Origin of the sequence: Gordonia sp. Swx-4 (assembly GCF_030316175.1) — a bacterium.
GTDB lineage: Bacteria > Actinomycetota > Actinomycetes > Mycobacteriales > Mycobacteriaceae > Gordonia > Gordonia alkanivorans.
In genome coordinates, this window is the sequence record NZ_CP128197.1 from 1,417,260 (window position 1) to 1,443,042 (window position 25,783).

Annotated in this window: 19 protein-coding genes; 18 read left to right on the forward strand and 1 reads right to left on the reverse strand. The window is 68.5% G+C overall.

Annotation, left to right across the window (positions count from 1 at the left end; translation table 11 throughout):
- The first annotated feature begins 118 nt into the window (after positions 1-118).
- Together PWF70_RS06505 and PWF70_RS06510 are read left to right on the forward strand one after the other, a co-directional pair.
- Complete coding sequence (locus tag PWF70_RS06505; RefSeq protein WP_035755663.1) at positions 119-811, forward strand: DUF5336 domain-containing protein; 693 nt, start codon at positions 119-121, stop codon at positions 809-811.
- Entirely contained in the window at positions 792-1,610 is an 819-nt protein-coding gene (locus tag PWF70_RS06510) for a class I SAM-dependent methyltransferase (RefSeq protein WP_051406013.1), read from the forward strand. The genes PWF70_RS06505 and PWF70_RS06510 overlap by 20 nt, the downstream gene beginning before the upstream one ends.
- Positions 1,611-1,676: 66 nt before the next feature.
- Here PWF70_RS06510 and PWF70_RS06515 read toward each other — a convergent pair whose 3' ends face one another.
- Entirely contained in the window at positions 1,677-5,255 is a 3,579-nt protein-coding gene (locus tag PWF70_RS06515; RefSeq protein WP_035755598.1) for an indolepyruvate ferredoxin oxidoreductase family protein, read from the reverse strand.
- A gap of 213 nt (positions 5,256-5,468) precedes the next feature.
- On the opposite strand from PWF70_RS06515, the gene PWF70_RS06520 reads away from it, so the two are divergent.
- The 16 genes from PWF70_RS06520 to PWF70_RS06595 all read left to right on the forward strand — a co-directional run bounded on the left by PWF70_RS06520 (position 5,469) and on the right by PWF70_RS06595 (position 25,647).
- The gene (locus PWF70_RS06520) at positions 5,469-7,046 is read left to right on the forward strand and encodes a carboxyl transferase domain-containing protein (RefSeq protein ID WP_035755599.1); all 1,578 of its coding nucleotides are present in this window, start codon (positions 5,469-5,471) and stop codon (positions 7,044-7,046) included.
- A gap of 59 nt (positions 7,047-7,105) precedes the next feature.
- Positions 7,106-9,166, forward strand: coding sequence for an acetyl/propionyl/methylcrotonyl-CoA carboxylase subunit alpha (locus tag PWF70_RS06525; RefSeq protein ID WP_035755600.1), 2,061 nt, complete (start codon positions 7,106-7,108; stop codon positions 9,164-9,166).
- 85 nt (positions 9,167-9,251) lie between these two features.
- A complete protein-coding gene (locus PWF70_RS06530) occupies positions 9,252-10,397 on the forward strand; it encodes an acyl-CoA dehydrogenase family protein (RefSeq protein WP_005201192.1) in 1,146 nt (381 codons plus the stop codon).
- Positions 10,394-10,894 (forward strand): MaoC family dehydratase, encoded by a 501-nt coding sequence (locus PWF70_RS06535; protein ID WP_035755601.1) that lies wholly within the window; start codon positions 10,394-10,396, stop codon positions 10,892-10,894. Before PWF70_RS06530 ends, PWF70_RS06535 begins: the two co-directional genes overlap by 4 nt.
- A gap of 5 nt (positions 10,895-10,899) precedes the next feature.
- Entirely contained in the window at positions 10,900-11,814 is a 915-nt protein-coding gene (locus PWF70_RS06540) for an HpcH/HpaI aldolase/citrate lyase family protein (protein ID WP_005201196.1), read from the forward strand.
- 81 nt (positions 11,815-11,895) lie between these two features.
- Positions 11,896-13,551, forward strand: coding sequence for an AMP-binding protein (locus PWF70_RS06545; RefSeq protein WP_035755602.1), 1,656 nt, complete (start codon positions 11,896-11,898; stop codon positions 13,549-13,551).
- Positions 13,548-15,515 (forward strand): acetoacetate--CoA ligase, encoded by a 1,968-nt coding sequence (locus PWF70_RS06550; protein ID WP_035755603.1) that lies wholly within the window; start codon positions 13,548-13,550, stop codon positions 15,513-15,515. The genes PWF70_RS06545 and PWF70_RS06550 overlap by 4 nt, the downstream gene beginning before the upstream one ends.
- Positions 15,516-15,728: 213 nt before the next feature.
- The gene (locus tag PWF70_RS06555) at positions 15,729-16,832 is read left to right on the forward strand and encodes a DUF5336 domain-containing protein (protein ID WP_286352907.1); all 1,104 of its coding nucleotides are present in this window, start codon (positions 15,729-15,731) and stop codon (positions 16,830-16,832) included.
- Between the two features lie 146 nt (positions 16,833-16,978).
- Positions 16,979-18,574: a cell division protein PerM gene (locus PWF70_RS06560; RefSeq protein WP_051406017.1), complete on the forward strand. Its 1,596-nt coding sequence runs from the start codon at positions 16,979-16,981 to the stop codon at positions 18,572-18,574.
- Positions 18,575-18,619: 45 nt separating this feature from the next.
- Positions 18,620-19,243, forward strand: a complete 624-nt coding sequence (gene purN / locus PWF70_RS06565) for a phosphoribosylglycinamide formyltransferase (protein WP_035755607.1) — start codon at positions 18,620-18,622, stop codon at positions 19,241-19,243.
- Positions 19,240-20,814, forward strand: a complete 1,575-nt coding sequence (purH, locus tag PWF70_RS06570) for a bifunctional phosphoribosylaminoimidazolecarboxamide formyltransferase/IMP cyclohydrolase (protein WP_035755609.1) — start codon at positions 19,240-19,242, stop codon at positions 20,812-20,814. Before purN ends, purH begins: the two co-directional genes overlap by 4 nt.
- Positions 20,801-21,544, forward strand: a complete 744-nt coding sequence (locus PWF70_RS06575; protein WP_081474351.1) for a sulfite exporter TauE/SafE family protein — start codon at positions 20,801-20,803, stop codon at positions 21,542-21,544. Before purH ends, PWF70_RS06575 begins: the two co-directional genes overlap by 14 nt.
- Before the next feature lie 141 nt (positions 21,545-21,685).
- Complete coding sequence (locus PWF70_RS06580; protein WP_042376644.1) at positions 21,686-22,555, forward strand: ABC transporter permease; 870 nt, start codon at positions 21,686-21,688, stop codon at positions 22,553-22,555.
- Between the two features lie 6 nt (positions 22,556-22,561).
- Positions 22,562-23,632, forward strand: a complete 1,071-nt coding sequence (locus PWF70_RS06585) for a taurine ABC transporter substrate-binding protein (RefSeq protein WP_042376646.1) — start codon at positions 22,562-22,564, stop codon at positions 23,630-23,632.
- The gene (locus tag PWF70_RS06590) at positions 23,613-24,443 is read left to right on the forward strand and encodes an ABC transporter ATP-binding protein (protein WP_042376648.1); all 831 of its coding nucleotides are present in this window, start codon (positions 23,613-23,615) and stop codon (positions 24,441-24,443) included. The genes PWF70_RS06585 and PWF70_RS06590 overlap by 20 nt, the downstream gene beginning before the upstream one ends.
- 280 nt (positions 24,444-24,723) lie before the next feature.
- A complete protein-coding gene (locus tag PWF70_RS06595) occupies positions 24,724-25,647 on the forward strand; it encodes a TauD/TfdA dioxygenase family protein (protein ID WP_075863471.1) in 924 nt (307 codons plus the stop codon).
- Positions 25,648-25,783: the final 136 nt, after the last annotated feature.

Consider the following 25,783-nt stretch of genomic DNA (forward strand, 5'->3'; position numbering starts at 1 on the left):
GACCGGTCGAATGAATCTCGTCGCCGCAGGTGCATCGGGGTTCTGGTCGGCTTACCCTGGCCCGCAGGTCGCGACGACGAGGCGCGATCGTTCGGGGGTGAAGGACGAGGAGTGCACCGTGAATTCAGGCGATCCCAACCAGCAGCAGGGCGTTCAGCGGTCACCGGCCCCACCCGGGCAGCCGCAGACCGGCGGATTCCCCGGCAATCACGGTGAGACCGGGCAGTTCCAGGGCGGACGGCCCACCGGAGGGGTTCCCGGCCAGCAGTGGGGTGAAAATCCACCGGCGTACCAGCACTCGACAGGTGGTTGGGGTCCCGCGTCCGGCATGGGTCCTCAGCGAATGGGGCCGCGGCCCGATCGGTCGGTGATCTTTGCCCTCGGTGCGGCGGTCGCCGGGATCGTCACCTACTGCATGGGCTTCGTCAGCTGGATCACCGCGTTGCCCGGGGCGCAGCAGGGGCTCGATTCGTGGGAACGCGATTTCATGGAAGGGCGGGACAGTATCCCCGGGTTCTTCTCCGACGACATCGTGCTGAACCCCGGCAAGTTCTTCGTCGTGCTCGGCGTCGTCGGGGTCGCGACGACGTTCATGCTGGTTCCCCGATATCGAAAGGCCCTGCCCTTCCTCGCCGTGATCGCGCTCGCCGGGTGGCTGGCACTGTTCGCCTCGGCGTTGATCATGCCGCCGTCCGTCGAACTCGGGGCCGGCGCCATTCTCGGGCTGATCTTCGGATTCGTGCAGGTGGCGCTCCTGATGACCGCATCGTTCTTGTACGGTCTCAAGAAGGATGACGCCGCAATCTCCTGACGTACACGTGCAGCCGGCCGGACTTCTCGGAGACCCGCTGGCGGATGCTCTTCGTCGTGCGGGCTGCGTGTTCGCCGAGGACGAGGCCGAGCTGCTAAGCCGGCACGCCGCCGGTCCAAACGAACTCGCCGACCTGTGCGCACGCCGGATTGCGGGTGAGCCACTCGAACATCTGCTGGGGTGGGTCCAGTTCGGGAACCTCCGGCTCAGCGTCGGGTTCGGTGTGTTCGTGCCGCGGCAGCGATCCCTGCTGCTGGCGCAGGAAGCCGTCGACGCCGCGACGGGGCGGCCCGGAGCCGTTGTCCTCGAGGCGTTCTGCGGAGTGGCGCCGATCGCCTCCGCAGTCGCCGCAGCCGTCGATGGTGTGCAGGTGCACGCTGCCGACATCGCCGCCGATGCGCTCGTCCACGCCCGGCGGAACCTGCCCGTCGACGCGCAGATCCATCACGGCATCGGTTTCGACGCCGTTCCCGAGTCACTCCGCGGTCGCGTGGATGTGATCGCAGCCGTCCCGCCGTACGTTCCCGATCACGCCTTCGGACTGCTCGCGCCGGAAGCGCGTGACCACGAGCCCCGGCGTGCCCTGACCGGGGGAGCGGACGGCCTCGATCACGTCGACGCACTGATCACCGGCGCCCAGACATGGCTGTCCGGTGACGGGGTCCTGCTCATCGAGATGAACGTCGGGCAGTTCGACGCCGTCGCCTCCCGCGATGGTCACTCGTCGCCGTTCGTGATCGACGCCGTCCCCGGCGAGGACGGCCAGACCGTCGTCGCGCGCTTCCGGCGGCATCGCTGAAACCCGCTCCTGGAGAGCCGATTCCAGGAGCGGTGTTCAGCGACGGGTGGCTTCCGGGGCGGGGTGTCAGATTCCGAGGCCGCCCCGCAGCCGGCTGACCTCCGCCCGGTACTTCTCGACGTTGCGCATCTTCACGCTCTCGTAGCCGCGCACCATGTCGGGGAGGCCGGCGAGTTCCACCACGGCCGGCATCTCGGCGTCGCCGACGCGTCCGCCCTGCACGGCGGCCAGCAGTTGGTCGACGATCTCCCGGTACTCGACGATCAGCGCACGTTCGGTACGACGGATCTCGTTGCGGCCGAACGGGTCGAGCGGTGTTCCGCGAAGCTTCTTCATCTTCGCGAGCGTGCTCATCGGACGGTTCGCCCAGGCACCGAGGGACATCTTCTCCCGCATGCCCATCTGGCGCAGTGTCGGCGGATGCAGCCGGATCGAGACCCCGGCGTCCTCACCGAACTGATCGGCGACCTTCGCCGCGAAAGCGGCATCCTGCGTCAGGCGAGCGACCTCGTACTCGTCCTTGTAGGCCAACAGCTTGTACAGGTTGCGCGCGACCGCATCGGTCAACGCGTCGTTGTCCGCGCCGCGGTGCACCCGTTCGACGACGTCGAGATACTCACGCGCGTAACGCTCGTCGGCGTAGGCGATCAGCTCGTCGTAGCGGAGTGCCACGGTACGCGTGAGCTCGTCGCCGAAACCGCTCGCACGGACCACGCTCATCGCGTGGTCGGACGGCTCCGGTTCCGTGGACGCGGCGCCGTGCAGCGAGGCGATCGTCGCGGACACGGCATCGGCGTCGGCCACCGCCTGACGTCCGCGCCGGAAGGCCTGCACGTTGGCGTCGACCGCCACGCCGTTCAGTTCGATCGCGCGCTCGATCGACGAGGCCGAGATCGCCAGTGCGCCTGCCTGATACGCCGCACCGACCATGAGCATGTTGGCGAACTGCTCGTCACCGAAGAGTGCGGTCGACAGCGCCCCGGAATCCAGGTAGAGGCCGCGGGTCACCTTCGCGTCGATCGCGGAGTGGATCGCGGTCTCCGCCGGGAAGCCCACCGAGGTGTCGATGACCATGAGCCCGGTGGGAACCTGCGTCGTGGACACCACGGCGACGGTCTTCTCCGGTGCCGCGACCTTCAGATTGACCGGATCGGTGCCGACCAGCGGGTCGCAGACGAGATAGAGATCGCAGTCGTCGGAGGCGACCTTGGCGGCCTGCTCGACCTCGTGCGGCGCGACCTTGATGTCGCTGACGACGGCACCGCCCTTCTGTGCCAGGCCCGTCATGTCGACGGTGCGGGCGGCATGGCCGTCGAGGACCGCCGCCGTGGCCAGCACCTGCGACACGGTCACGACACCGGTGCCGCCGATGCCGGTGACCCGCAGCGAGAACGTGTCCCGCACGGCGGGCAGCGTTGGTTCCGGAAGCAGTGCGCCGGGGAGGTCGGTGGCGCGGGCCCTGGTCCGCGTCGTTCCCGGGGTCACGGTGACGAACGACGGGCAGTCGCCTTTCAGGCACGAGTAGTCGAGGTTGCACGAACTCTGGTCGATCTGGGTCTTGCGCCCGAACTCGGTCTGCACCGGGTGCACGGACAGACAGTTCGACTTCTCGCCACAGTCGCCGCAACCCTCACAGATGCGTTCGTTGATCATCACCCTCGTGGTGGGGGTGGGCATGGTGCCGCGCTTGCGCTTCCGGCGCTTCTCCGCGGCGCAGTGCTGATCGTGGACGAGGACCGTCACCCCGGGTACGCCGGCGAGTTCGGTCTGGACCTCGACCAACTCGTCGCGGTGGCGGACCTCCACCTTCTTGGGAAGGCCCAGCGCGCGCGTACGTTTCGGATCGTCGGAGGTCACGACGATCTTGCTGACGCCCTCGTCGACGAGGAGGGAGGTCAGCCGCGGCAGGTCCATCTCACCGACCGGGTCCTGGCCGCCGGTCATGGCGACGGTGCCGTTGTAGAGCAGCTTGTAGGTGATGTTCTCGCCGGACGCGACGGCGGCCCGGAGGGCCAGCGAGCCCGAATGCATGAATGTGCCGTCACCGATGTTCTGCACGAAGTGCCGGGCGGAGACGAACGGAGCCATGCCGATCCACTGCGCACCCTCGCCGCCCATCTGCGTCACCCCGGCGACGTCGCCGACCTGGCGCGGGTCCATCAGGAGAACCATCGCGTGGCAACCGATTCCGGCGCCGACGAGGGTGTCCTCGGACACCTTGGTCGAGCTGTTGTGCGGGCATCCCGAGCAGAAGTACGGCGTGCGCACGGCGAGGGGGAGTTCGATGCGGGTACGACGCCGCGACTTCTTGTCGATCCACGCCTGCGCCGCGTCGACGTGATGGCGTGCCAGACGATCCGCGAGACCGCGGGTGACGGCGTCGACGTCGAGTTCGCCGAAGCGGGAGAACAGGGTCGATCCGTCCTCGTGGACCTTGCCGACGATCCGCGGTGCACGCGGATGCCGGTAGAGGATGTCGCGCATCATCGTCTCGATGAAGTCGCGCTTCTCCTCGATGACGATGACCTCGTCGAGATCACCGCGCGCGGTGCCGAACATGAAGCGATCGAGGATGTCCCGCTCGATCGGGTAGACCATCCCGAGCTTGAGGATGCGGATGCCGAGACGCCGCAGGTCGTCGTCGCCGATGTTCATCAGGCGCAATGCCTCTCGGAGATCGAGGTAGGTCTTCCCCGCGGCGACGATGCCGATCCGGTCGTCGGGGGTCGACACCACGATCTTGTTGATCCCGTTGAGCCGCGCGTACTCCAGCGCGCGGGGGATGCGCGTGGTGAGCTGATTCTGTTCGAGCTCCATCAGATTGGCGCCCAGGAGTCGACCGCTCGGGACGTGCGGACTGCGTCCGAGGTCGCCATAGGTGGGGATGACGCGGTCGGGATGGACGTGTGCGGTCGACGCGCCGTCGGCGACATGGGCCGAGATCTTCAGCGACGTCCATAGTCCGCTGACGCGGCTCATGATCGCCGCGTGCACGCCGAGGTCGAGGATGTCCTGCGAGTCCGCGGGGTAGAGGATCGGGATGTAGAGGTCGGCCAGGGCCATCTCCGACGCGCACGGCACCGTCGAGGACTTGGCGCCGGGGTCGTCGCCGACCAGTGCGACGGCGCCACCGGACGGATGCGTGCCGACGAGGTTGGCGTGCCGGATCGCGTCGGTGGCGCGGTCGAGGCCGGGGGCCTTGCCGTACCAGTAGCCGACGACGCCGTCGCGGGGCGTGCCGTCGGTGGTGGGAGCAAGGTCGGCAACCTGTGCGGCCACCTGCGAGCCCATCACCGAGGTCGCGGCGATCTCCTCGTTCAGGCCGGGCCGGTGGGTGATGTCGTAGGGCGCGAGCAGCTTGCGACGCCGGGCGAGTTCGAGGTCGTAACCGGCGAGGGGAGAGCCCTCGTAGCCGGAGATGAACGAGGCGGTGTTCAGGTTCTGGCGGCGGTCGACGCGAGCGCGGTCGCGGACGATGCGAACCAGGGCCTGGATGCCGGAGAGGTAGATGGTGCCCGACTCGCGGGCGTAGCGATCGTCGAGCGAGAAGTCGTCAGGAAGGGGCTCGGACGAGCGTGTTGCTGACAAGCCGGTTTGTGCGGTCGGCACCTGCTGGAAGCGTGCGCGGTCGTCTGCGAGGGTCATGGGATTACCTGGCCTTCTATGTGCGGTGGCCTTCTCCGGTCGTGCCGGATCGACGCATCGGTTGTGAGAGCCCGGGGGTGGTGGGCCTGCCACCACCCTACGAGATGGCGTGACGCGCGTCACGCAGACTGGTCACGAGTCGTGGGCGTGACACGCGCCACTCGATGGCGTACCATTCCGTTCAGTTAATCCCAACTAACTGAAGGGTCGACGGTGACCAGCACGCTCGACGGCTTCCGGGCCACGCACCAGCAGAATCTCGACCTGCTCCACCAGCGCCTGACGACCGTGGCCGCCGGCGGCGGGGCCAAGGCGCGTGAGCGCCACGTATCGCGCGGCAAGCTGCTGCCGCGTGATCGCGTCGACGGCCTCCTCGATGTCGGCTCACCGTTCATCGAGGTGGCGCCGCTCGCCGCGTTCGGGATGTACGACGACAAGGCGCCGTCCGCGGGCGTCATCGCCGGTGTCGGCCGCGTGGCCGGCCGGGAATGCATGATCGTCGCCAACGACGCCACGGTCTCCGGCGGCACCTACTATCCGGTCACGGTGAAGAAGCACCTGCGCGCGCAGGAGATCGCGGCCGCCAACCGGTTGCCGTGTATCTACCTCGTCGACTCCGGCGGCGCGATGCTGCTTCAGCAGGACGAGGTCTTCCCGGACCGCGACCACTTCGGCCGCATCTTCTACAACCAGGCGAACATGAGCGCCGCGGGCATCCCGCAGATCGCTGCCGTCCTCGGTTCCTCGACCGCCGGCGGCGCCTACGTCCCGGCGATGAGCGACGAGACGGTCATCGTCCGCAACCAGGGCACCATCTTCCTGGCCGGACCGCCGCTGGTGAAAGCCGCGACCGGCGAGGACGTCTCGGCCGAGGACCTCGGCGGCGGCGCGATGCACTCGTCGGTCTCCGGCGTCACCGACCACCTTGTCGACAACGATCAGCAGGCCTTGGCGAAGGTCCGTGAGATCGTCGCCACGCTCGGCCCGCGGGAGGCGCCGCAGTGGGAGACCATCCCGTCGCGGGAGCCGCTCCGTCCGCAGACCGACATCTACGACGTGGTGCCCACCGACTCCAGGACCCCGTACGACGTGCGCGAGGTCATCGAGATCATGTGCGACGCCGGTGAATACACCGAGTTCAAGGCCAACTACGGCACGACCCTGGTGACCGCGTTCGCGCACATCCATGGCCACCCGGTCGGCATCATCGCCAACAACGGCGTCCTCTTCAGCGAATCCGCCCTCAAGGGTGCGCATTTCATCGAGCTCTGCGATCAGCGCCGAATCCCGTTGGTCTTCCTGCAGAACATCACCGGGTTCATGGTCGGCAAGGCCTACGAGCAGGGCGGCATCGCCAAGAACGGCGCCAAGATGGTCAATGCGGTCGCGTGTGCGCGGGTCCCGAAGTTCACCGTCATGGTCGGCGGCTCGTTCGGCGCCGGCAACTACTCGATGTGCGGCCGGGCCTACTCGCCGCGGTTCCTGTGGATGTGGCCCAACGCTCGCATCTCCGTGATGGGTGGCCCGCAGGCCGCCGACACGCTGGGCACGGTGCGCCGCAACCAGATCGAGCGATCCGGGGACACCTGGGCGGCGGAGGACGAAGAGGCGTTCAAGGCACCCATCCGCGAACAATTCGAGCGGCAGTCCGACGCCTACTACTCGACCGCACGCCTCTGGGACGACGGCATCGTCGACCCCGCCCAGACCCGCACGCTGCTCGGGCTCGCCCTCGAGACCGCGCGGTACGCACCGCTGGCCGACGTGCGCTACGGCGTCTTCCGGATGTGAGAGCGGAGACCGACATGCCATCCCCGAGTTCACCCACGACGACAGAGGACCTCCAGACCGTGAGCACCAGACCCATTCGCAGCGTCCTGGTGGCGAACCGCGGCGAGATCGCCTGCCGGGTGATCGACACCCTGCGCCGCCTGGGAATCCGCAGCATCGCCGTCTACTCCGACGCCGACGCGCAGGCCCGTCACGTCCGCGAGGCCGACGTCGCGGTCCGGATCGGACCGGCAGCGGCCGCCCAGAGCTACCTCGACATCGACGCCGTCGTCGACGCGGCCCGCAAGACCGGTGCCGACGCCGTCCACCCCGGTTACGGATTCCTCTCGGAGAACCAGAAATTCGCCGCCGCACTGGCGGAGGCGGGCATCGTCTTCATCGGTCCGCCAGCGGAAGCCATCGCGACGATGGGCGACAAGATCACCGCCCGCGCCGCGGTCACCGCGCGCGACGTGCCGGTGGTCCCTGGCCTCTCGCGTCCCGGTCTCACCGACGAGGACCTGATCGCGGCCGCCCCCGACATCGGCTTCCCGGTCCTCATCAAGCCGAGCGCGGGTGGCGGCGGCAAGGGCATGCACCGCGTCGCCGACCCGGCCGAACTGCCCGCGGCTCTCCAACGTGCACGACGAGAGGCGGGCGCCGCATTCGGCGACGACGCCCTGTTCCTCGAGCACTTCGTCGACACCCCGCGCCACATCGAAGTGCAGGTCCTCGCCGACACACACGGCAACGTCATCCATCTCGGCGAACGCGAGTGCTCGCTGCAGCGCCGGCACCAGAAGGTCATCGAGGAGGCACCGTCGGCGCTGCTCGACGCCGTCACCCGTGCCCGGATCGGCGAGGCGGCCTGCGACGCCGCCCGCAGCGTCGGCTACACCGGCGCCGGCACCGTCGAGTTCATCGTCTCGGCCCACAAGCCGGACGAGTTCTTCTTCATGGAGATGAACACCCGACTGCAGGTCGAGCACCCGGTCACCGAACTCGTCACCGGAATCGACCTGGTGGAGCAGCAGATCCGCGTCGCCCGCGGCGAGGTCCTCGGCTTCGCCCAGGACGACATCACGCTCACCGGCCACGCCGTCGAGGCCCGCGTGTACGCCGAGGATCCCGCCCGCGGCTTCCTCCCCACGGGCGGCACCATCGAGCACCTCGTCCACCCGGACACGGCGTCGGGCAGCGGCATCCGCGTCGACTCCGCCATGCTCGAGGGACTGCGCGTCGGCAGCGACTACGACCCGATGCTCGCCAAGATCATCGCGCACGGCAGCGACCGCGAGGAGGCCCTCGAACGCCTCGACCAGGCGCTGGCACACACCCGCGTACTCGGGGTCGTCACGAACATCGACTTCTGCCGCTTCGTGCTCCGGCAGCAGGCCGTCGTCGACGCCGAACTCGACACCGAACTGCTCGACCGCCTGGTCGCCGATTACGTGGTGCCGCAACCCTCCCCGGAGGCGCAGGCCCTCGTCGGCCTCGCCCGAATCGGGGTCCGGGACCGCGGCGACGTCTGGTCGTCGGCGGTCGGCTGGCGCGTCGGCGAACCGGCTCCGGTGATCACCAGGCTCGTGAGCGGCGGACACCACTCCGCTGTGTCGATCAGCGTCGAACACACTGATGCGCAGTCGATCTCGGCCTCGGCGACCGTGGTCACCGAGGGTGGCGACGGAGCCGAGGGCGAGTCCTGGACGGCCGAGGTGGTCTACCTCCCCGCACAATCGGGCGACGGCCGCGAATCCGACCGTCTCATCGTCGGCGGGATCAGCCAGTCCTGGTCGTCGACGCTGATCGGCGAATCCTGGTGGGTGTCCGGACCGTCCGGCACCTGGGTCCTCGACCTCGCCCGTCCGCTGCTCGACGAGGCCGCCGACGATCGTGCCGGTGAGATCGCCAGCCCGATGCCCGGCACCGTGGTCGCCGTCGGAGCAGCGTCCGGCGATGCGGTGAGCAGCGGCGCGGCCGTCGTGGTCGTCGAGGCGATGAAGATGGAACACGCGCTGACCGCACCCGTCGACGGAACCGTCGACATCACGGTGAAGGTGGGTGACAAAGTGGATGCGGGACAGATCCTCGCCGTGGTCACCCCCGCGGAGAGCCGGGAGCCCGTTCCCGCCCCTTCGTGACGGCCCTCCGCAAGCTCCGGGCCTCCTCAGGGAGCGGAGGCTTGCTACCAATCGAATCGAAGCTACAAGAGTGAACAGGACTCTCATGGAACTCACGCAGGAGTACACAGACCTCATCGAGACGGTGCGCGACTTCGCGCAGACGGTGGTGGCACCGGTGGCCGCGAAACACGATGCCGACCACACCTTCCCGTACGAGGTCATCGCCCAGATGGGCAAGATGGGACTCTTCGGGCTGCCGTTCCCCGAGGAGTACGGCGGCATGGGCGGCGACTACTTCGCGCTGGCCCTCGCGCTCGAGGAACTCGGTAAGATCGACCAGTCGGTCGCCATCACCCTCGAGGCCGGCGTGAGCCTGGGTGCGATGCCGATCTACCGGTTCGGCACCGAGGAGCAGAAGCAGCAGTACCTGCCCGACCTCACCGCCGGTACCGCGCTTGCCGGTTTCGGCCTGACCGAGCCTGGGGCCGGCTCCGACGCAGGTGCCACCGCGACCACCGCTCGCGACGACGGTGACTCGTGGATCATCAACGGCGGCAAGCAGTTCATCACCAACTCGGGCACCGACATCACCTCGCTGGTCACCGTCACCGCGGTCACCGGGGTCAAGGAGAACGGCAAGAAGGAGATCTCGACGATCATCGTGCCGTCGGGAACCCCCGGGTTCACCGCCGAACCGGCCTACAACAAGGTCGGTTGGAACGCCTCGGACACCCACCCGCTCACGTTCACCGATGTGCGCGTGCCGAAGGAGAATCTGCTCGGCGAGCGCGGCCGCGGCTACGCCAACTTCCTGTCGATCCTCGACGAGGGCCGCATCGCGATCGCGGCGCTCGCAACCGGTGCCGCGCAGGGTTGCGTCGACGAGAGCGTCAAGTACGCCAAGGAGCGTCAGTCGTTCGGCAAGCCGATCGGGGAGTACCAGTCGGTGTCCTTCGCCATCGCGCGGATGGAGGCCCGGGCCCACGTCGCCCGCACCGCCTACTACGACGCGGCCGCGAAGATGCTGGCGGGCAAGCCCTTCAAGAAGGAGGCGTCGATCGCCAAGCTGGTGGCCAGCGAGGCGGCCATGGACAACGCGCGCGTCGCCACGCAGATCCACGGCGGCTACGGCTTCATGAACGAGTACCCCGTCGCCCGTCACTACCGCGACTCGAAGATCCTCGAGATCGGTGAGGGCACCACCGAGGTGCAGCTCATGCTCATCGCCCGTGAGCTGGGTTTCGCATGAGCGAGAACGAACAGGCACCCGTGAACCGGGTCGTTCAGCGCGGCCTGTGGTTCGAGGAGTTCACCGAGGAAACGCTCTACGAGCACCGTCCCGGACGCACCGTGACCGAGGCCGACAACGTGCTGTTCACGACGCTCACGATGAACACCCAGGCGCTTCACCTCGACGCCGCGTGGTCGGCACAGCAGCCCGGTTTCGGTGGACAGCGACTGATCAACTCCATGTTCACGCTGTCGACGATCGTGGGTCTCTCGGTCAGCCAGCTGACACAGGGCACACTGGTGGCCAACCTCGGTTTTTCCGAGGTTGCGTTCCCCGCGCCGCTGTTCGCCGGCGACACCCTCTACGCCGAGACACTGTGCACCGGTAAACGCGAATCCCGGTCGAGGCCGGGGGAGGGCGTGGTGAACTTGACCCACATCGGACGCAATCAGCACGGCGAGGTCGTCGCGCGAGCCGCGCGGGCCACGTTGGTGCGCAAGAAACCTACGGAGTGACGACGATGTTCTTCGACGGACCCGCCGACAATTCGCTCGTGAGCGGATCGAGCCTGGGCGATTCCCAGCTGTCCAACGCCTGGCTGCCGGCCGGGCCCGCACTGCTGTTCTGCCCCGCGGACCGGCCCGAGCGCTACCAGAAGGCCCTTGACCGTGCCGACGTCGTGATCCTCGACCTCGAGGACGCGGTCTCGCCGGAGAATCGTGCCGCCGCACGGGAAGCGTTGATCGCCAACCCGATCGACCCGGACCGCACCATCGTGCGGATCAACCCGGCCGGTACCGGCGACTACCGCCGCGACCTCGCCGCGGTCTCGGAGACGAACTACCGCGTCGTCATGCAGGCCAAGTCGGAGGACGTGGCGTCGATCCTCGACACCGCGTTCCAGACGATCGCGCTGATCGAGACGCCGCTGGGTGCCACCCGCGCCAACGACATCGCCGCCACGTCGAACTGCATCGGCCTCATGTGGGGCGCCGAGGACCTGGTCGCCGGACTCGGCGGGACGTCGAGCCGGTTCGGGCCCGGGGAGCCGCGCGCAGGCGAGTACCGCGACGTCGCCGCCTGGGTCCGGTCGATGGTCCGCATCGCGGCCGCGGCGCACGGCAAGTTCGCCGTGGACTCGGTGCATCTCGACATCGACGACGTCGACGGTCTCGTCGCCGAGGTTCGCGACGCGGTGGCCCTCGGTTACACCGCGACCGCGTGCATCCACCCGTCGCAGGTCGAGCACATCCGCGCCGGCTACCAGCCGTCCGAGGAGTCGATCGCGTGGGCGCGCAAGGTCATCGACGGCTCCGCCGAACACGGTGGCGGGGTCTTCAGCCTCGACGGTCAGATGATCGACGGCCCGGTGCTCCGGCAGGCGGAGGTCGTGCTGTCCCGCGTGGCCGAACGCCCCGCCGACGCCGACGCCTGATCCACGCCTGATCCCGCTGCGCCAAAACGCTTTCCGACACCCCTCGTTCCCCCGACACCACCGAGAGACCGGAGCCCGCTCATGAGCAATGACGCTCACCCCCAGAACCTCGCCCACACCCACGGGCCGCAGAGTCCTGCTCTGCTGACGGACACCATCGGCGTGACCCTGGCGCGGACCGTCGAGAAGTACGCCGATCGCGTCGCGCTCATCGACGCCCCCTCGGGGCGTCGGTGGACCTACGTCGAGTTCCACCGCGACGTGCGGGCGCTGGCCGCGGGTCTGCTGCGGTCGGACGTGAAGAAGGGGGATCGGGTCGGACTGTGGGCGCCCAACCGCTTCGAGTGGGTGCTCGTCCAGTACGCCACCGCCGAGATCGGCGCGATCCTGGTCAACCTCAACCCCGCCTACCGGCAGAACGAGGTCTCCTACGCCCTGAAACAGTCCGGCACGAGCGTCGTCCTCGCGGCCGAACGGTTCAAGGACTCCGGCTATGCGTCGATGCTGGCGGAGGCCCGTCCGGACTGTCCGGATCTGCGGGAGGTGGTGACGTTCGAGTCCGCGGCGTGGACCGAACTGACCGCGGCCCCGTCCGACGAGGAACTGGCACGGGTCGCCGAGATCGCCGCCTCGCTGTCCGCCGACGACCCGATCAACATTCAGTACACCTCGGGCACAACGGGATTCCCCAAGGGCGCGACTCTGTCGCATCGAAACATCGGCAACAACGGTTACCTCGTCGGTGAGCTGCTCGACTACACCGCTGACGACCGCATCTGCCTGCCGGTGCCGTTCTACCACTGCTTCGGCATGGTGATGGGCAACCTCGCCGCCACGAGTCACGGTGCGGCCATGGTGATCCCGGGTCCCGCCTTCGACCCGAAGGCCACGCTCGACGCGGTCGCCGAGTACCGCTGCACCAGCCTCTACGGCGTGCCGACGATGTTCATCGCCGAACTCGCACTGCTCGACGCCGCCCCGGACGGCTACGCACCCGACTTGTCGTCGCTGCGTACCGGCATCATGGCCGGCTCGCCGTGCCCGGAGCAGGTGATGCGTCAGGTGGTCGATCGGATGCACATGAGCGAGGTCTCGATCTGCTATGGCATGACCGAGACGTCGCCGGTGTCCACCCAGACCAGGGTCGACGACCCGCTCGAACTCCGGGTCACCACCGTGGGTCAGGTCGGTCCGCATCTCGAGATCAAGATCGTCGCACCCGGTACAGGGGAGACCCTCGGCCGCAACGAGACCGGCGAACTGTGCACGCGCGGTTACTCGGTGATGACCGGCTACTGGAACGATCCGGAGAAGACCGCCGAGGCCATCGACGCCGACGGGTGGATGCACACCGGCGACCTCGCCGAGATGGACGACGCCGGGTACGTGCGCATCACCGGCCGGATCAAGGACATGGTGATCCGTGGCGGCGAGAACATCTATCCGCGAGAGATCGAGGAATTCCTCTACACCCATCCCGACATCCTCGACGCCCAGGTGATCGGCGTCCCCGACGAGAAGTACGGCGAAGAACTGATGGCGTGGGTCCGGCTCCGCGATCACGCCACCGACCTCACGGTCGAGGACGTCCGAGCCTTCGCCGACGGCAAGATCGCTCGGCACAAGATCCCTCGATACGTCCACGTGGTGAAGGAATTCCCGATGACCGTCACCGGGAAGGTGCGCAAGGTCGCGATGCGCGAAGAGGCCACGCACATCCTGGAGGACCTGCGATGACCGGTGCCGCGATCGAGCGGTTCAGCCGGCACGTCGAGAACCGGTTCGGCACGGCCGCCGCGGATTACGACGAGCTGTGGGAGTGGTCGGTACGAGAGCCCGCGCAGTTCTGGCGAGCGGTGTGGGAGTTCTTCGACCTCGACGCCCTGGCCGCCGAACCCCTCGCCGAGGGTGACGCAGCCGTTCTCGCCGATCCGAGGATGCCCGGCGCCCAGTGGTTCCCGGGTGTCCGGTTGAACTACGTGAGCCAGATCCTGCGCCACGCCGACCTTCCGGGCGCCGCCGTCGTCGGACTCGACGAGGCCGGGGCACGGACCGAGATCGCCTGGTCGGAACTCCCCGGCCTGGTCGCCTCCCTGGCCGCGACGCTTCGGGCACAGGGGATCGGAACCGGCGATGTTGTCGCGGCCTACCTGCCCGACATCCCCGAGGCGGTCGTCGCCTTCCTCGCCACCGCCAGCCTCGGCGCCATCTGGTCGGGTTGCGGCCAGGACTATGCGCCGCAGGGCGCCGCGAGCCGGCTCGGGCAGCTCCGGCCGAAGATCCTGTTCAGCGCCGCGGGATACCGATACGGCGGCAAGGACATCGACAAGCGTTCGGACAGCGCCGAACTCGCGAGCCTGCTGCCGGAACTCGTCGCGCACATCACGATCGGCGGCGACGCGGGCGACCCGACGGCGGACAGCACGACGCGGATCGACTACGCCGACGCGCTCACCGCGGAGGCCGGCGACGCGGAACCTGTGCTCGTCGACTTCGACCATCCCCTCTGGGTGTTGTTCAGCTCGGGCACCACCGGCCGCCCGAAGGGCATCGTCCACGGGCACGGCGGCGTCGTCGTCGAGCACCTCAAAGCCGGTGCGCTCCACGGTGACCTGTCGTCGGACGACGTCTTCTTCTGGCAGACCGCGCTCAGCTGGATGATGTGGAACTACCAGGTCGCCGGTCTCCTCTGCGGGGCGCGGATCGTCTGTTACAGCGGTTCGCCGCTCTACCCCGACGCCGACAGGCTCTGGCAGATCGTCGCCGACGAGAAGGTCACCTACTTCGGCACCTCGCCCGGGCAGCTGCAGGCCTCGCGGAAGGCCGGGCTCGAACCGGGCCGCGACGACGACCTCGCTCCGCTTCGCGCCCTGGGCAGTACGGGTTCCTCGCTCGCCGCCGACCTGTTCACCTGGGTCGACGACCACGTGAAGCAGGGACTGCCGATCTCGTCGATCAGCGGCGGCACCGACATCGTGTCGGCCTTCGCCGGCGGATCGGTCGGGGTGCCGGTGGTACCCGGTGAGCTGTCGGTGCGCTATCTCGGTGTCGCGCTGGAGAGTTGGGCGCCGGACGGTACGCCCCTCGTCGGCGAGGTCGGCGAGCTGGTCGTCACCGCGCCGATGCCGTCGATGCCGGTGCACTTCTGGGACGATCGGGACGGCGCGCGTTACCGTTCCGCCTACTTCGACCACGAGTGGGAAGGGCCGACAGCGCATCCCGACGGGCCGGTGTGGCGTCACGGCGACTGGGTGACCGTGACCGAACGCGGTTCCCTGGTCATCCACGGCCGCAGCGATGCGACGTTGAACCGTCACGGAATCCGCATGGGATCAGCCGACATCTACGAGGTCGTGGAGGCGCTCGACGAGATCGCGGAGGCCTTCGTCCTCGGCGTGGACGGACCCGACGGCGCCTACTGGATGCCGCTGTTCGTCACCCTCGTCCCCGGTGCCGTCCTCGACGACGCCCTCACCGCGCGGATCGCCGCAGCGGTCCGCGACCGGTTGTCGAAACGCCATGTGCCCGATGAGGTGATCGAGGCCCCGGGTATCCCGCACACGCGCACCGGGAAGAAGCTCGAGGTTCCGGTCACGGCGATTCTGGCCGGCCGGTCGGAGGTCAACATCGATCCGAAGTCGGTGGACGATTATTCGCTTGTCGACTGGTACGCCGAACAGGGCCGAGCTCATCGCTGGTGACGGCTGTGCACGGCCGCACCACGGCATCGTCGCGCATGACCTAGCGTGGACGGTGTCGTCGACGGCAGGCGCCGAACGGTCCATGTGGCCCGCCGGTCACATGTACTACCGTGGGCCGGGTGTTGTGCCCGTCGGGGCGGTGACGGCCGAGGCTGTCATCACCGGCGCGCGACCTGAGCCAGATAACCCAGACGAGCCGACCAGGAGATCGCCATGACGTATCCAACGGGGGGCTACGGGCAGCAGCCCGAGTCCGGCCAGTCCCACGGCCAGTACGGCCAGCAGTACCCGCAGGGCGGCCAGCAGAGTTACGGCCAGAATCCGCAGCAGGGCTACGGACAGCAGTACGGCCAGAATCCGCAGCAGGGTTATGGCCAGCAGTACGGACAGCAGCAGGGCTACGAACAGCAGCAGGGTTACGGACAGCAGCAGTACGGCCAGCAGCAGGGCTACGGACAGTACGGCTACGGCCAGCAGCAGCCGGCGAAGCCGCCGAGCCAGGGTCTGCCCGCGATCACCCCGACGATCCTGGCCGGTGTCATCGGTCTGTTCGGTCTCGTCGTGCTGTTCTCCGGGTTCCTCGCCGCCGCACGGGCCTATGACTTCTCGGTGGAGCTGTTCCAGACGCCGTTCAACGCCCCGTACGCGCTCGTCGCCGTCGCCGGTGTCCTGGCGCTCATCTCGTTGATCCCGGGCGTCAAGGTCGCGGCGGCTCCGATCGTCGCAGCGCTGACCATTCCGGCCTTCCTGATCACGCTGTTCCTGTTCCTCAGCGTGGACAACAACGCCTCCGGCGCCATCGTCCTGCTGATCTTCTCGCTGCTGTCGGCGCTCCTCGCGATCGTGTGGCTGCTCGTCGAAGCCGACGTCGTCAAGGTGGCGCCCGCGCTCGCGGCCCCGTCATCGGCCACGGGACCGATCACGGCCGCGACGTCGGGCACCGAGGCCTCGGCGGGCCAGCAGGCCGCCGGACAGGGCCAGGCCCACGGCGACGCCCAGGCCACCGCCTATGGCGCAGACAGCGGACAGTCGCAGTACGGCCAGCAGTCCTCGGCGAACTACGACCCGTCCGCGTACTCGCAGACGTCCGGCACCGGTCAGAGCGGTTACTCCAGCGCTCAGTCGGGTCAGGCGTCGGCGCCCGGTGAGTCCGGCTACGGCGCCTACAACCCCGGCCAGTACTCGGCGGGTGCCTCCGGCGGCGCGGGATCGGGTGGCGCATCCGCGAGTGCGTCCGAGTCGGAGGCCGGCCCGGCCGCCGACCACTCGACCACGGTCTTCCAGAAGCCCGAACCGCCCACCAGCAGCGGTAGCTAATCGAAGTATCTCCGGGGTGCCCCGCCGACACACGTCGGCGGGGCACCGTCGTCTCTCGGCACAGCGGTCGGTGACGTGAGACGCTTTCCGTCTCATCGCGGCGCGTCTCCGACGGCCCGGCGGCCGACCATGCCACGCTCATGACGATGCCCACCTTCAGGCCCGACTCGACCGCGGAGAACCTGGCGTCGCAGCTGCGTGCACTGCGACGATCCCGTCGTGCCCAGCGCAACGACGTCGAGGGGTCGGCCCGGCAGCTGGCCGTGGTCGCGTTCACCGTCCCCGCTCTCGCCCTGGTCACGCTCATCGTCGTGATGCTGACGGTGCTGCTGCTCGCGGGCAGCGGACTCACCGGCCTGCCCAGTGCGATCGCCTCGAGCTGGCTGGCGATCCACCAGGTGCCGGTCACCATCAGCGGGGTCACGATCGGTGTCCTGCCGCTGCTGCCGACCCTGGTCGTCGCGATCGGCACCGCCCGCCTCACGGCCCGCGCGATCGGCGGCAGCGGCCCCACGCAACGATCCGCGCACGATCTGTTCGACGTCGGAGCGGTGGTGTGCTCGGCGATCGTCGGCCCGTTGCTGATCACCGCGATGTCGCTGGCCATCGTGATGGACGGCGGATCGGTGCTGCCGGTGCAGACGCCCAACGCGCTGCTCGCCTTCGCCTACACGATCGGCATCCACGGCGGTGCGGCGCTGGCCGGGGTCACATGGGTACGACGGCACGACTTCGCGGCCCGGTGGGGGATGTCCTACGCCGACCGCCGCGGCTTCCGGTACGGCCTCGTCGCCGTGCTTGCCCTGGTGGTCGCGGGCGCGGTGCTGGTGTGTCTGCGCATGCTGATGCGGCACGGCGAGATCGGCGAGCTGATCGACACCGGCTACGACTTCGACGGTTTCCTCGGGCTCAGCCTGCTGTCGCTGATGTATCTGCCGAACCTGATGATCGGTGCGACCGCGATCCTCGTCGGTTCCGATGTCCAGATCGGCGCGATGACCGTCGACCTGTTCACCGTCCGCGGGGGAGCGGTGCCGCCCGTCCCCGCACTCGCGGTCCTACCCGACGGAACCGGTGCGGGCAGCTGGGGTTTCCTCGGCCTGATCGCCCCCGCCGCCGTCGCGGGCTTCGTGGGCTGGCGCTGCCGCGACCTCAATCCGGTCGCGCACGTGCGCTCGATCGGGGTCGCAGCCGCCGTTGCCGCCTCGGCGATGGCGATCCTGACCGCGGCCGCCGGCGGAACGCTGGGCGAATTCGGCGACGTCGCGGTCACCGTCTCCGCGGCCGGCGTGTTCACGCTCGGCTGGATCGCGGTGATCGGCATCCTCCTCGCGATCGTCTACGCCTTCCTGCCCTCGACCCGGGCCGCCCGCGCCGCGGTCGGGGACGAGTACTTCGACGACCTCGGCTTCGAGGACGAGTACGTCATCGTCGCCGACCTCGACGAGGACGACGAGTACGTCGAGTACACGGACGCGGAGGGTGAATACGAGGGCGCGTACGACGACGCGGCCTACGAGGACGGCGAGTACGAAGAGACCGTCTACGAGAAAGCCGACCACGAAGACTCGGGGTACGAAGACGCGGGGTACGAGGCCGACGGGTTCGTGCCTGCCGCCGGCGACGACACCGTGCCCTCGGCCAACCGGATCCCGGCCGAGGACGTCGACGACAGCGATCTCGTCGACGACGCCGACTACGACCTCTACCCGGGAACACCCGGTGCCGGCCGTCGGCGCTGAGACCCGCCGATTCCCGCTCGACGTGCTGCTATTAGGCTCCCAAGCGTGACATCGGAGACCGCGCCCGTACGAACACCCGTCGTGGTGATGGCGTCGGGTACCGGTTCTCTGCTCGAGTCGCTGCTCGCCCGCGCCGCCGCCGACGACGCCCCGTTCGCGGTCGCGGCCATCGTGGTCGATCGCGTCTGCCGGGCCCAGGAGATCGCGAATCGCAACGAGATCCCGCTGATCACCTGCCGCGTCGCCGACCACGCCGATCGTGCCGCGTGGGACTCCGCGCTCACCGAGGCGGTCGCCGCCGTCGATCCCGGCTGGGTGGTCACCGCGGGCTTCATGAAGATCCTGGGTCCCGCATTCCTCGAACGCTTCGGTGGACGGATCGTCAACAGCCACCCCGCGCTGCTGCCGGCATTCCCCGGCGCGCACGGTGTGCCCGAGGCACTCGACTACGGCGTCAAGGTCACCGGTGCGACCGTCCACCTCGTGGACGAAGGCGTCGACACCGGGCCGATCCTGGCGCAGCAGGTGGTCACGGTCGACGACGAAGACACCGTCGACACCTTGCACGAACGCATCAAGACGGTCGAGTGCGTGTTGCTCGCCGAAGTGGTGACCGCACTGGTCACCCGTGGAGTAGTCATCGATGGACGAAAGGCCCGCATCCCGTGAACGCACAGCCCGCTGACAGCGCCCGCCGACCCATCCGGCGCGCGCTGGTGAGTGTCTACGACAAGAGCGGCCTGGCCGATCTCGCGACCGCACTCCAGGCCGCCGGTGTGGAGATCGTCTCGACGGGATCGACCGCCAAGACCATCGCCGACGCCGGTGTCCCGGTCGTGGAGGTGTCGACGCTGACCGGCTTCCCCGAGTGCCTCGACGGCCGGGTCAAGACCCTCCACCCCAAGGTGCACGCCGGGATCCTCGCCGACACCCGCAAGGACGACCATGTCGCGCAGCTCGCCGAATTGGGCGTCGCCGCATTCGATCTCGTCGTCGTGAACCTCTACCCGTTCACCGCGACCGTCGCCTCGGGCGCGACCCCCGACGAGTGCATCGAGCAGATCGACATCGGTGGCCCGTCGATGGTGCGCGGCGCGGCGAAGAACCACCCGTCGGTGGCCGTCGTGACGAGCCCCGGTGACTACGGACAGGTGACCGAGGCGATCTCGGCCGGCGGGTTCACCCTCGCCGACCGGAAGAAGCTGGCCGCCAAGGCATTCCGCCACACCGCCGACTACGACGTGGCCGTCGCCTCGTGGATGTCGAGTGTCGTCGCACCCGAGGACGATTCGCAGTTCCCGATCTGGGCCGGTGCCACCTGGAACCGTTCGGCCGTCCTGCGTTACGGCGAGAACCCGCACCAGGCGGCCGCTCTCTACGTCGGCAACGCCGGGGAAGGTGGCCTCGCCACCGCCGAGCAGTTGCACGGCAAGGAGATGAGCTACAACAACTACACCGATGCCGACGCCGCCTGGCGCGCCGCCTACGACTTCGAGGCCCCGGCGGTCGCGATCATCAAGCACGCCAACCCGTGTGGCATCGCGGTCGGCGCCGACATCGCCGAGGCGCACCGCAAGGCCCACGCCTGCGACCCGGTCAGCGCCTACGGTGGCGTGATCGCCGCGAACCGCGAGCTCACCGTCGAGATGGCCGAGCAGGTCGCCGAGATCTTCACCGAGGTCGTCGTCGCGCCGGGCTTCGCCGACGGCGCCCTCTCGGTCCTCACCCGCAAGAAGAACATCCGCGTGCTGGTCGCGACACCGCCGTCGGCCACCGGGGTCGAGACCAAGCCGGTCTCGGGTGGTCTGCTGATCCAGCAGCGCGACGTCATCGACGCCGAGGGCGACAACCCGGACAACTGGAATCTCGTCGCCGGCCCGCCGGCCGACGCCCAGACCCTCGCGGACCTCGAATTCGCCTGGCGCGCCTGCCGTTCGGTGAAGTCGAACGCCATCCTGCTCGCCTCCGACGGCGCCTCGGTCGGCGTCGGCATGGGCCAGGTCAACCGTGTCGACTCCGCTCACCTCGCCGTCCAGCGTGCCGGCGATCGCGCGGCCGGGTCCGTCGGGGCGTCGGATGCCTTCTTCCCGTTCCCGGACGGTCTGCAGGTGCTGCTGTCCGCGGGCGTCAAGGCGGTCGTGCAGCCGGGCGGTTCGATCCGCGACAACGAGGTCATCGAGGCGGCCGACGAGGCGGGCGTGACGCTCTACCTCACCGGGGCACGCCATTTCGCTCACTGATCTCGCACTACTGGTCGTCGCCGGTTTCGGCGCGGGCCTGATCGGATACATCACCGGGCTGGCGTCCATCGTCAGCTATCCCGCACTTCTCGCGGTCGGTCTCACCCCGATCGCGGCGAACGTGACCAACACGGTCGCACTCGTCGCGGTCGGGGTGGGCAGCACCGCCCAGTCGGGGAAGGCCTTGCTCGACGGCGACCGTCGTCGCCTCGTCATCGGGCTGATCGCCGCCCTGATCGGCGGGACCCTCGGTGCGGTACTGCTTCTCCTGACGCCCGCCGAGGCCTTCGAGGCGTTGGTCCCGTTCCTGGTGGCCATCGCGGCCATAGCGCTTCTCGTACAACCGGTTCTGCGACGATGGGCGACCTCGCATGCCGAGCGTCCCTGGATCTTCGTCGTCGGCCTGACGCTGATCTGCATCTACGGCGGCTATTTCGGCGCCGGCGCAGGCATCATGATCCTGGCTCTGATGCTGGTGGTCACCAGCGAGCCGCTCTGGCGCGCTGCACTGTCGAAGTCGGTGTTCCTCGGAGTCGCCAACGCGGTCGCCGCGGTCGGCTTCATGATCTTCGGCCCCGTCGACTGGTGGGCGGCCCTCGCGATGGCGATCGGGTGCCTGCTCGGCGGCTGGTGCGGCCCGCCGGTCGTCAAACGCCTGCCCGCCGGCCCGCTGCGGATCGTCGTCGGGTTGTGTGGTCTCGGCCTCGCGGTGTGGCTCGCGGTCGGCTGAGCGTCCTCGTCAGCGGTTCCCTGCCGGTCCGGTACGTGGGATGAAAGCACACCGAGACCGTAAGTCACCCATCCGGAAGCCTTTTTCCTCGCCGCGACAATAACTCTGGCTCCGGGTGCCCCGGACGTCTAGACATGCACGGTGACTTTGTTCGTGGACATCGTTCCCGACGACGCGCCAGGGGGCCGTTCGGAATCGAGATCAGCCGGTGGATCGTCGCGTCTGCGCTCGATCGCCACCCGTGTCGGACTGCCGTTGCTGTCGGTGGTCGTGTTCGGGATCGTCTGGCAGCTCGTGGCCGTGAGCGGCGTCTGGAGCGAGACCTTCGTCCCGCGTCTGGGGACCGTGTGGCAGGCGTTCGTCGACATGTCGACGACGCACAACGGGCTTCGGGGATACGCCGACTACTACTGGTGGGAACACCTGTACATGACACTGCGCCGAGTGTTCGCGGGTGTGGTGATCGGAGTCCTCCTCGGCGTCCTGCTCGGGTTGGCCATGGGGACAGTCGGCTGGCTGCGGCGCCTTCTCGAGCCGTGGCTGACGTTCCTGCGCGCCTTGCCGCCACTGGCCTACTTCTTCCTGCTCGTCATCTGGCTCGGCATCGACGAGGCGCCCAAGATCACTCTGCTCGCACTCGCCGCGCTGCCGCCCGCGGCGGTCGCGACGACCACCGCGGTCTCCGCCGCACCCGTGGCACTGATCGAGGCCGCACGTGCGCTGGGTGCCTCCCGGGCCGAGGTGATCCGCGACGTCGTCGTCCCGTCGGCGCTTCCCGAGACCTTCACCGGCATAAGGCTTTCCGTCGGAATCGCCTATTCGTCGGTGGTGGCCGCCGAACTGTTCAACGGCATCCCCGGAATCGGTGGCGTGGTCAAAGACGCCAGCAACTACAACAACACCCCCGTCGTCCTGGTCGGCATCATCGCCATCGGTCTGTCCGGACTGATCATCGACGGGCTCCTTCGAACAATCGAGCACCGAGTGGTGCCGTGGCGCGGAAAGGTCTGACACGCAATGACAATCAACTCCAAGAAGGCGCGCAACCGTAGGGGAGCGCGCTCGGTGAGCGCACTCCTCGGCATGGTGGTGGCCGTGATGCTCGTGCTCGCCGGGTGCTCGGTGGACAACTCCGAGGACAGCAGCAAGCCGACGATCCGTCTCGCCTACCAGTCGTTCCCTAGCGGCGACCTGATCGTCAAGAACAACGGCTGGCTCGAAGAAGCACTGCCGGAATACAACATCAAGTGGACCAAGTTCGACTCCGGCGCCGACATCAACACCGCCTTCGTCGCCAAGGAGCTCGACTTCGGCGCGATCGGTTCGAGCCCGGTGGCCCGCGGCCTGTCCGCTCCGCTGAACATCCCGTACCAGGTCGTCTTCGTGCTCGACGTCGCCGGCGACAACGAGGCGCTCGTGGCCCGCAACGGCACCGGCATCGCCACCGTCGCCGATCTGAAGGGCAAGCGCGTCGCCACGGCCTTCGCATCGACCGCGCACTACAGCCTGCTCGCCGCGCTGAACCAGGCCGGCGTGAACCCCAAGGACGTCGACCTGATCGACCTGCAGCCGCAGGCCTCGCTGGCCGCCTGGCAGCGCGGCGACGTCGACGCGGTTTACACCTGGCTGCCCACACTCGACGAACTGCGCAAGGACGGCACGACGATCATCGCCAGTCGCCAGCTCGCCACCGCGGGCAAGCCGACGCTCGACCTCGGTGTCGTCTCGACCGAGTTCGCCGACGCCCATCCGGAGGTTGTCGACACCTGGCGCAAGGTCCAGGCGCGCGCCCTGACCCTGATCAAGGACGACCCGCGGGCTGCTGCCGAAGCGGTTGCGACGCAGCTCAACACGACACCCGAGGATGCGGCCAACCAGCTGAAGCAGGGCACCTACCTGACGGTCGCCGAACTCACCTCGCCGACCTGGCTCGGCACCGAGGGCAATCCGGGCAACCTCGCCGAGAACCTGCACAGTGCCGCCGAGTTCCTCGCCGAGCAGCAGCAGATCCCGTCGGCGCCGCCGCTGAAGACCTTTCAGGACGCCATCTACACCAAGGGCCTGCCGGGTGTCGTCGAACAGCAGTAGCCAGGTCGTCGACGCCGACCAGGTCGCGGCGCCGGCCGGCGGGGAGACCGGATCGATCAGTCTGCGCGACGTCACGCAGACCTACGGCTTCGGGGCCGACGCGGTCACCGCCGTCGGTCCGGTCGACCTCGAGGTGCCACCGGGCGAGTTCCTCGTCCTGGTCGGGGCGTCGGGATGCGGGAAGTCGACGCTGCTCCGGTTGATCGCGGGCTTCGAGCCCGCGACCTCGGGGCAGGTCGAGGTGTCCGGGGGAGCGCCCGTCCCGGGCGTCACCGCGGGCGTCGTCTTCCAGCAACCCCGTCTGTTCCCGTGGCGGACCGTCGGCGGCAACGTCGATCTCGCACTCAAGTACGCGCGGGTTCCCAAGGCGGAGCGCGCGGCGCGTCGTGACGAACTGCTGCATCGTGTGGGGCTCGACGACACCGCGAACCGCAAGATCTGGGAGATCTCGGGTGGGCAGCAGCAACGTGTCGCCATCGCGCGGGCACTGGCCGCCGAGACATCGCTGCTGTTGCTGGACGAACCGTTCGCCGCGCTCGACGCCTTGACGCGCGAACGGCTGCAGGAGGATCTGCGGGCGGTGAGCACGGATTCGGGACGAACCAACGTGTTCGTCACCCACAGTGCCGACGAGGCCGCCTTCCTCGGCAGCCGGATCGTGGTGCTCAGCCGGCGTCCGGGGCGGGTTGCCCTCGACCTCGCGTCGCCGCTGCCGCGGACTGGGGCGTCGCCCGACGAGTTGCGTGGATCCCCCGAGTACGCCGCACTGCGCGCGGAGATCGGCGCCGCGGTCAAGGAGGCGGCGGTCTAGGGGAGAAACAGGAGCCGAGGCCGTGTTTTCCTCACCCTGGGCCGAACCCTGTCCGAGCGGGTGACGGGGGATTAGAAAGTACGGGTGTCTGTTTTCGTACTGTCCGCCCCGCACCACGACTGCTCGTCGAGCAAGTCGTGTACCGGGCCGGCGGACGGAACGGAGTCGATGCGTCTGATGACGGTCCACTCGATGAACTGGTCCGACGGATCCCACCATGGGTCCCCGCCGGCGGCTGTCGCTCCTCGCCCCCACCAGTCATCCTCGAGAAGGAACCCTCATGACCATCTCCCATCCCGTTTCTGACGTCCGCACCTCTGCTGCTCGGACCGCCGCTCCCGCGGCCGGCATCGTCTCCTCGGGCGTCGAACTCGACGTCGACGAGTTCGGGCCCAGCTTCGGAGCCGAGATCCGCGGCCTCGACGTCGCCACGGCGTCGGACGACGAGGTGCGGGCCGTCCGTCAGGCGCTGATCGACTACAAGGTCATCGTGCTGCGGAATCAGCAGCTCGACGACGCGTCGCACATCGAGTTCGGAAATCGGCTGGGCGACCTCACCTTCGGGCATCCGGTGTGGGACAGCGGGGACGTGCCGGACGAGGTCTATGAACTCGACAGCGCCGACAACGGATTCGCCGACGTGTGGCACACCGACGTGACGTTCATGCCGCGTCCGCCGATGGGTTCGATCCTGCGCCCGGTCGTCTTGCCGCGCACCGGCGGTGACACCAACTGGGCCGACGCCGAACTCCCGTATCTGTCACTGTCCGAGCCGATCCGACGCCTCGTCGACGGGCTGACCGCCGTGCACGACGGCAGCCGCGAATTCGGCTACTACCTCAAGCAGCGCCGCAACGGGCGCGGAAATACCTGGGACGGAAAAGAAGTCACCGAACTCGCGCCGGTCAGCCATCCGGTGGTGCGTGTGCATCCCGAAACCGGCCGCAGATCGCTGTTCGTCAACCCGGGCTTCACCTCGCACATCGAGGGCGTCTCGGAAGCCGAGAGTCGCGGCATCCTCGACCTCCTCTACGCGCACATCACCAAGCCCGAGCACATCGTCCGCCACCGCTGGCGTCTCGGCGACCTGGTGCTGTGGGACAACCGCAACACCCTGCACTACGCCAACCGCGACTACGGCGACAACCGTCGGGTCATGCACCGCATCACGCTGCGCGGTGACGCGCCTGTCGGACCTGCCTGAGCCGCCCCCTACCCGAGGTCCGTATGACGTTGTGCCCGGTAGTCGGGCGCAACGTCATACGGATCTTCTTTTGCCCCGCGTATTCAACCAAGGGGTTGACAAGGCGCGCGGACAGGCGCATCGTCGTATTCAACCG